General features: G+C 62.2%; 8 protein-coding genes. 2 read left to right on the forward strand and 6 right to left on the reverse strand.

Going from position 1 to position 7,558, the window contains the following annotated elements:
• Both E0F99_RS27685 and msrB read right to left on the reverse strand, forming a co-directional pair.
• A partial coding sequence (locus E0F99_RS27685) for a cytochrome c biogenesis CcdA family protein (RefSeq protein ID WP_278045765.1) occupies window positions 1-786 on the reverse strand: 786 nt, incomplete at its 3' end.
• A 35-nt stretch (window positions 787-821) separates the two neighbouring features.
• Window positions 822-1,322 (reverse strand): peptide-methionine (R)-S-oxide reductase MsrB, encoded by a 501-nt coding sequence (gene msrB, locus E0F99_RS27690; protein WP_083358473.1) that lies wholly within the window; start codon window positions 1,320-1,322, stop codon window positions 822-824.
• 259 nt (window positions 1,323-1,581) lie between these two features.
• On the opposite strand from msrB, the gene E0F99_RS27695 reads away from it, so the two are divergent.
• Window positions 1,582-2,292: a response regulator transcription factor gene (locus E0F99_RS27695; protein WP_083358474.1), complete on the forward strand. Its 711-nt coding sequence runs from the start codon at window positions 1,582-1,584 to the stop codon at window positions 2,290-2,292.
• Window positions 2,289-3,755, forward strand: a complete 1,467-nt coding sequence (locus E0F99_RS27700) for a sensor histidine kinase (RefSeq protein ID WP_083358475.1) — start codon at window positions 2,289-2,291, stop codon at window positions 3,753-3,755. Before E0F99_RS27695 ends, E0F99_RS27700 begins: the two co-directional genes overlap by 4 nt.
• Here E0F99_RS27700 and E0F99_RS27705 read toward each other — a convergent pair.
• The 4 genes from E0F99_RS27705 to E0F99_RS27720 form a co-directional block, all read right to left on the reverse strand.
• Complete coding sequence (locus E0F99_RS27705) at window positions 3,718-4,659, reverse strand: alpha/beta fold hydrolase (protein ID WP_083358476.1); 942 nt, start codon at window positions 4,657-4,659, stop codon at window positions 3,718-3,720. The two genes, E0F99_RS27700 and E0F99_RS27705, sit on opposite strands and share 38 nt — an antisense overlap.
• Window positions 4,616-5,131, reverse strand: a complete 516-nt coding sequence (locus E0F99_RS27710; protein ID WP_232000064.1) for a cupin domain-containing protein — start codon at window positions 5,129-5,131, stop codon at window positions 4,616-4,618. Before E0F99_RS27710 ends, E0F99_RS27705 begins: the two co-directional genes overlap by 44 nt.
• A gap of 20 nt (window positions 5,132-5,151) precedes the next feature.
• Window positions 5,152-5,283, reverse strand: a complete 132-nt coding sequence (locus E0F99_RS30945) for a hypothetical protein (RefSeq protein WP_269457864.1) — start codon at window positions 5,281-5,283, stop codon at window positions 5,152-5,154.
• A 131-nt stretch (window positions 5,284-5,414) separates the two neighbouring features.
• Window positions 5,415-7,558 (reverse strand): ATP-dependent DNA helicase (locus E0F99_RS27720; RefSeq protein WP_130909048.1); only part of this gene is annotated, 2,144 nt, incomplete at its 5' end.

The following is a 7,558-nucleotide window of genomic DNA, read 5'->3' on the forward strand; positions in this document are numbered from 1 at the left end:
GTTGTGGGTGGCGGCCGCCATCATTGCGCCGCTGGCCATCATCGCTCCGCCCTTCTGCTCAGGCTTGGCGCTGAGTGTGTCCACCAGGCTTTGTTCCAGGCCACCAGTGGAGGCTGTCGACACGCGCGCCAGCACGCCGGTGTACAGGCCCAATGCGATGGCGGCCACACCGGCCAGCATCAGCGCACCAAGGCCACGGCGCAGCCATTCACCGGCTCCGAGGGACTTTTTCATGAAACCAAAGACTTTACCGCCGACCAGCAAGGCCAAGGCCAGGGACGTAGCTGCACCGGCGGCGTAGGCCAGCAAGAGCAAGGTAGTACCGATGCTGGCGCCCTGCAGCGCGGCGCCCGTGAGCACCAGCCCGAGGATCGGCCCGGCGCACGGCGCCCACAGCAAACCGGTGGCCACGCCGATCAGGAACGAGGCGCCCGGACGCGGTTTGGCATCGGCCCCAGCGGCTTCGGACAGGCGACTGCCGGCGGCTACCAATGGTCGCGTCAAGCGTTCCGACAGTTGCGGCAGCAGCAGCGTGAGCCCGAACAGGGCAACGCACAGCAACGCGAGCCAACGCCCGTATTGATTGACTTGCACCACCCAACCGCCGCCCACTGCCGCCAGTGAGGCCACCAGGGCGAACGTCACCGCCATCCCCGCTAACAGCGGCAAGCCACTGCGCATAAACGGCTGCCCGGTGCGAGCGAAGACAAAAGGCAGAACAGGCAGGATGCACGGGCTGACAATTGTCAGCACGCCGCCCAGATACGCGAGAACCAGAAGCCACATGGGATCGTCCCTTATAAGTATTAATAAACATCGGCTTAAGCCGCCGTAAAGGTCATGGCCGCGCCATTCATGCAATAACGCAGACCAGTAGGTGCCGGGCCGTCGTCGAATACGTGCCCTTGGTGACCGCCGCAACGACGGCAGTGAATTTCCTTGCGTACCACGCCGTAAGAAGTGTCGACGTGGCTGGCGACGGCGTTGTCCAGCGGCTGCCAGAAACTTGGCCAGCCGGTGTGGCTGTCGAATTTGGTGGCCGAGGAGAACAGCGGCAACGCGCAGCCGGCGCAGGCAAAGGTGCCGGTACGATGCTCATCGTTGAGTGGGCTGGTGTAAGGACGTTCGGTGCCCTGCTCGCGCAGCACGGCGAATTGCTCGGCGCTGAGTAGGCTGCGCCATTGGGCCTCGGTGTGGGTGACCTCGAAGGTTTCGGCGGCGTCGGCTGCGCAGACCATGTTGAGCTGTTTGAGCAGGCCACCGGCCAGGACGGCGACACCCAGGCCGCCAGTGGCGCGCAGTATTTGTCGACGTGAGTACATGGGGTTTTCCTCATTGATGGCTGGCGCGGAACCTGTGGCGCGCGAGGTTTCAGTTGAAGAGCGGGCTTTATGTGGCGAGAGGGCTGCATGTGGCGAGCGGGCTTGCCACACAAACTCGCTCGCTCTTGCAATGGGTTCATCCTGGGCCCTGGGCGGTCGCGAAATCCTCACGCAGAGTTAAACAATTCGTGATAACTACAGGGGGGCAAAACCCGCACAATGCGTGGACTACAAGCGAAGGTTTCTAAAGGTTTTCAGCATGGATCAGCCTAAACGTGTCCTGGTGGTCGAGGACGATGCGCATATTGCCGACTTGATCTGCCTGCACCTGCGCGATGAGTCGTTCGAGGTGGTGCACAGCGCCGATGGCAACGAAGGCCTGCGCCTGCTTGAACAAGGCGGCTGGGATGCGTTGATCCTCGACCTGATGCTGCCCGGCGTTGACGGCCTGGAAATCTGCCGCCGCGCCCGCGCCATGACGCGCTACACACCGATTATCATCACCAGTGCGCGCTCCAGTGAACTGCACCGCATCCTCGGCCTGGAACTGGGCGCCGATGACTACCTGGCCAAACCGTTTTCGATGCCGGAGCTGGTGGCGCGGGTCAAGGCGCTGCTGCGCCGGGTCGACGCCATGGCGCGCAACCTGAAGATGGACGCTGGCAGCCTCGACCTTGGTCAGTTGTTCATTAACCCGCTGACCCGCGACGTCACCCTGCAAGGCCAGCGCCTGGACCTTACACCGCGCGAATTCGACCTGTTGTATTTCTTCGCCCGCCAGCCAGGCAAAGTCTTCTCACGCATGGACCTGCTCAACGCCGTGTGGGGCTACAGCCATGAAGGTTATGAACACACGGTAAACACCCATATCAATCGCCTGCGCGCCAAGGTCGAGGCCGACCCGGCCAACCCGGTACTGATCCTCACGGTGTGGGGCCGGGGCTACAAATTTGCCGAGAGTTCGCCATGAAACTGACCCTGACCCAGCGCCTGTCGGTGGTGTTCGCCGTATTGCTGGTGATCTGCAGCGGCACCTCGGCCTGGCTGCAAGTGCGCTCCAACCGCATGCACGAACTGGAAGTGGTGCAAGGCCTGTCCCGCGACCTGGCGGCGCACATCGCCCGCGACACCCAACTGATGGACGCCGACGGCCTCAAGCCCGATGCGGTGCGCAACCTGTTTGGCCAGTTGATGCTGGTCAACCCCAGTGTTGAGGTGTACTTGCTCGATATCGACGGGCACGTGGTCGGGAATGCCGCACCCGCCGGGCATTTGCTGCGCGATAAGGTCGACCTGGCGCCGATTCGGCGCTTCTTGAGTGGCGCGATGCTGCCGATCCTCGGCGACGACCCGCGCAGCGTCGATGGGCGCAAGGTGTTCAGCGCGGCGCCGCTCAAAGCCAACGGCCAGCAAACCGGCTTCCTGTATGTGGTGCTGCTCGGCGAAGCCCACGATGTCTACGACGCCAAAGACGCGACAGGCATGGCGCTGAAGATCGCCTTGTGGTCCATTGGCCTGGTTGCCCTGCTCTGCCTGTTGGCGGGCCTGATCGCGTTCGCCTGGATCACCCGACCACTGCGCCAATTGACCGATAAGGTCGGCCAATTCGATATCAACGGCGCGCCTAAACCTGCGCAAATCAACGCCACCGAACTCGACAGCAGCGATGAAATCGCCGTGCTCGACCACGCCTTTGTGCACATGCAAAACCGCTTGGGCGAGCAATGGCGCGCCATCACCCATCAGGACCAGGAACGCCGGGAGATGGTCGCGAACATTTCCCATGACCTGCGCACGCCGCTGGCGTCGCTGTATGGCTACCTGGAAACGCTGTCTCTGAAGGACGCCAGCCTCAGCTCAGAAGAACGCCGCCGTTACCTCGGCATCGCCCTGGACCAGAGCCGCAAGGTCGGCGGCCTGGCCCAGTCGCTGCTGGAGTTGGTGCGCCTGGAACATGGTTTCGTCCAACCGGTGATCGAAGGCTTTTCACTGCCGGACCTGGTGCAAGACATCTTCCAGAAGTTCGAACTTACCGCTGAGGCGCGGTCCATTACCCTCACCGCCACCCTGCCGCCGCAGGTGCCGACAGTCATGGCCGACCTGGGCTTGATTGAACGCGTGCTGACCAATCTGCTTGATAACGCCTTGCGTCACACACCGGTCAACGGTGAAGTGCAAGTGATCCTGTCACCTGAGGCCAACAGTGTGGCGGTCACCGTCAGCGACAGTGGCCCAGGCATTGATGCCGAACTGCGTGAAGGCTTGTTCCTGCGCGCCTTCACCATCGGCGGCGCTCGTCGCGATGGTGGCCTGGGCCTGCGCATCGTGCACCGAATCTTGCAATTGCACGGGCGCAGCATCCAACTGGTGGACCGCCCCGGGCATGGCGCGACCTTCAGGTTCTCGCTAGAAACGCGAGCATCAGCGCGTTGACTCGCTGGGCCTGCTCGTTCTGGATCCAGTGACCGCAGTTGGCCAATACCTGCTGTTGCAGGTTGGGCACTGTGTCGGGCATGCGCTTGAGGGTGTGGGCTTCGAACACACCGACCGGGTCGCTGTCGCCAATCAGGAACAACGTGGGCTGCAGCACTTGCTGGCCCGCCAGGCACTCAGTGCGCTGCCAGTTGCGCTCGAAGTTGCGATACCAGTTCAACGGGCCGCGAAAACCGTGCTTACTGAAGGTTTTCACATAAACGTCCAAGTCAGCTTGAGCACACCACGGCGGCAGTGTGCCGGGGGCCGAGACGCCTTCGAGCAAGGTGGCGTTAGCCGGCTTTTTCTGCAGGAACACATCCTGATCCTGCATGAACAGCCGCAGCGTGCGTTCGATGTCGGCATCCAGTTCCCGCTCGGCTACGCCCGGTTCCTGGAAATACAGGATGTAGTTGAAGCGGTCGGCATACAGCTCACGCATGATTTCGATTACCGGGCGCCGAGCACGTCCGGCAAAAGGCACCGACATCGTGATCAAGCGGCTGACCCGCGCAGGTTCGAGCAATGCGAGGTGCCACGCCACCACGGCGCCCCAGTCATGGCCGACCATCACCACCGGTTGATGGCCGAAATGGTTCATGGCCTGTTGAATATCGGCGCACAGCGTCAGTAAGTCGTAATCGGCGATCCCGGCAGGCGCACTCGATTCGCCGTAGCCACGCATTTCAGGCACGAACACCCGATACCCGGCAGCAGCCAGCGCGGGAATCTGCTCGCGCCAGGAATGCCAACACTCAGGAAACCCGTGCAGCAGCCAGATCGGCTGGCCCTGCTCGGGGCCAGCGATGTGAACGCTTAACTCAATACCGTTGACCTGGATCCTCTCGTGCTGGATAACGCTCATCACTGGCTTCCTTGTGACTGATGCTGTGGGTGTTGTGTAGGGCGCGCTCACGGTATTCACGCGCCGGTTCGGCGTGCACTTGCGCAAGTACCGGTGCCAGCCGTGGGGCGGTCAACGCCGCCAACCAGCCTTGAGTGCTGGCCCCCAAGGAAGATTGATAGAGCCGCAGGATTTGCACCAGCATCATTTGCGCCAAATGCTCGGTCATCAATGCCGCGCCGAGTCTTGGGCTGGCATATTCCAGGGCAAGCCGCTCCAGGCACGAGCGCAATACGCCGGCCTGTTCGGACCTGGCGCTGATACGCACCACTGGCGGCAACCCATCGAGCAACAAACGCGCGTCATCACCGTAGGTGAACAGCCCGCCAATCAGAAACAAATCCACGGTGTCGCCCAAGCTGGCGATGCCGCCCACCACTTCTCTGTATACGTCGCGCGCGTCAATGCCCTGCCGTGCAAGGTTGCTCGACAATCTCCACGGGCGATTGTGTGTCAGTAAAAAACAATCAAAAGGCGCAGCGCAATCTGCAAGGCATAAATGGCGTTGAACACGCCAGCCTGGACCTGATCGACCGGCTTCGATTGAGTGCTTTGCGCAAGAATTTCTTGCGTCCGGGCGGCCATTAAACCTGCTGATCAATAGCGCCAGGATCATGGCCACCCCGTTGCAAAGGAACGCCGCAGGCGTGGAAGCACAGTTCGCCACCAATCACCTCGGCCACTTTCAGCTGACCGCCCGGAACAACTGAGCGGCGTCACGCTTGAGTGACGGGCGCCCACCAACGCGGCAACAACTGGCGCACCCGCGCCTCGCCAAAGCGGTCATCAATCAACATCACCACACCCTCGTCCTGCTGGCTACGGATCACCCTGCCCGCCGCCTGCACCACTTTCTGAATGCCGGGGTACAGGTAGGTGTAGTCGTAACCGGAGCCGAAGATCGAGGCCATGCGCGCTTTCATCTGTTCGTTGATCGGGTTCAATTGCGGCAACCCGAGTGTGGCGATAAACGCCCCGATCAAGCGCGCGCCCGGCAAATCAATGCCTTCGCCGAACGCGCCGCCCAGCACGGCAAAGCCGATGCCCTGGCTGTGCTGAGTGAACTGATCCAGAAACGCTTGCCGTTCGGCTTCGGCCATGCCGCGTGACTGCAACCACAGCGCCACCTGCGGGTGGCGCTCGGCCATCAACTGCGCCACCTGTTGCAGGTAATCAAAGCTTGAAAAAAACGCCAGGTAATTGCCGGGCCGTTGCGCGAATTGCGCGGCGATCAGTTCGACGATCGGCGCCAGCGAGGCTTGGCGATGCACAAACCGCGTCGAAATAGCATCGATGATGCGCACCTGCAATTGCTCGGCCTTGAACGGCGATTCCACATCGATCCACGCGGTGTCCGCCGGCAGGCCGAGCAAGTCGGCGTAATAGTGCCGGGGGCTCAAGGTCGCGGAGAACAGCACGCTGCTGCGCGCGGCGGTCAGCCTGGGGCGGATAAATTCGGCGGGCACTACGTTGCGCAGGCACAGGGTCGAAGCACTGCGCTTGCCACTGAACTGGCGCTTGCTGATATCAAAGATGAAGTGTTCGTTGAACAGCTCGGCGACCTTGGCACATTGCAGCGCCTCGAAATAGAACGCTTGCAGGTCGCCACTGAGGGCGTCGGGGTGCTCGTTGAAGTAGTCGCCCATGGCGCTGGCGCACAGGCTCAGGGCCTGGAGCAGTTTCTCAGGCTTGTTGGCATAAGCCTGGTACGGCGCGAGCTGGTCCTTGTGCAGGGCGTTCCATTCGCGGTTGAGGCGTTGCAAGGGTTTCTTCAGTGGCTCGGGTGCGATGTCACGCAGGGTCTTGAGGCTGTATTGGTCGAGGCTGGCGCTGTACATGGAACGCGCACGCTCCACCAGGTTGTGGGCCTCGTCCACCAGCACGGCGGCGCGCCATTGGTTCAGCTGGGCCAAGCCGAACAGTATGGCGCCAAAGTCGAAATAGTAGTTGTAGTCAGCGACCACCAGGTCGACCCAGCGCGCCATTTCCTGGCTCAGGTAATACGGGCAAACGTCATGGGCCAGGGCCACCTCGCGCAGGTTGCGCTGGTCGAGCAGGCGCACCTTGGAAGCGGCCGTGCGCGCAGCCGGCAGGCGATCGTAAAAGCCCTTGGCCAACGGGCAGGAGTCGCCGTGGCAGGCTTTGTCCAGATGCTCGCAGGCCTTGTCTCGCGCCACCAATTCGAGCACGCGCAGCGGCAAGTCGGGGCTGCTGTCGTAGAGCACTTGGGCGGCATCCAGTGCCAACTTGCGACCTGGGGTCTTGGCGGTGAGGAAGAACACTTTATCCAGTTGCTGCGGCGCGAGGGCCTTGAGCAGCGGGAAGATCGTGCCCACAGTCTTGCCGATACCAGTGGGCGCCTGGGCCATCAGGCAACGGCCGGTGCTGACCGCCTTGTAGACCGATTCGGCCAGCGAACGCTGGCCCGGGCGAAACTCGGCGTGGGGAAACGCCAGGGTTTGTGCGGCACTGTTACGCGCGTCGCGGTGCTGCACTTCCTGGCGCGCCCAGCCCAGGAACAGCGCGCATTGCTGGTTGAAGAACTGCTCGAGGTCGACCGCTTGAAAGCGCTGGTTGAGCAGGGTTTCACCCTCGCCAACGATGTCGAAGTACACCAACGCCAAGTCAATTTCAGACAGACCGAGCTTGTAGCACATCAACCAGCCGTAGACCTTGACCTGGGCCCAATGCAGTTGGCGATGGTTGGCCGGCTGGGCGTCGAGGTCGCCGCGATAGGTTTTCACCTCTTCCAGGCGATTGCTGTCGGGGTCGTAGCCGTCCGCCCTGCCCCGCACCTTGAGCTGCTGGTATTCACCCTCCAGCGCCACTTCGCTCTGGTAGTGCGTGCTGCGCCGCGAAG

The sequence above is a fragment of the Pseudomonas antarctica genome (assembly GCF_900624995.1).
GTDB lineage: Bacteria > Pseudomonadota > Gammaproteobacteria > Pseudomonadales > Pseudomonadaceae > Aquipseudomonas > Aquipseudomonas antarctica.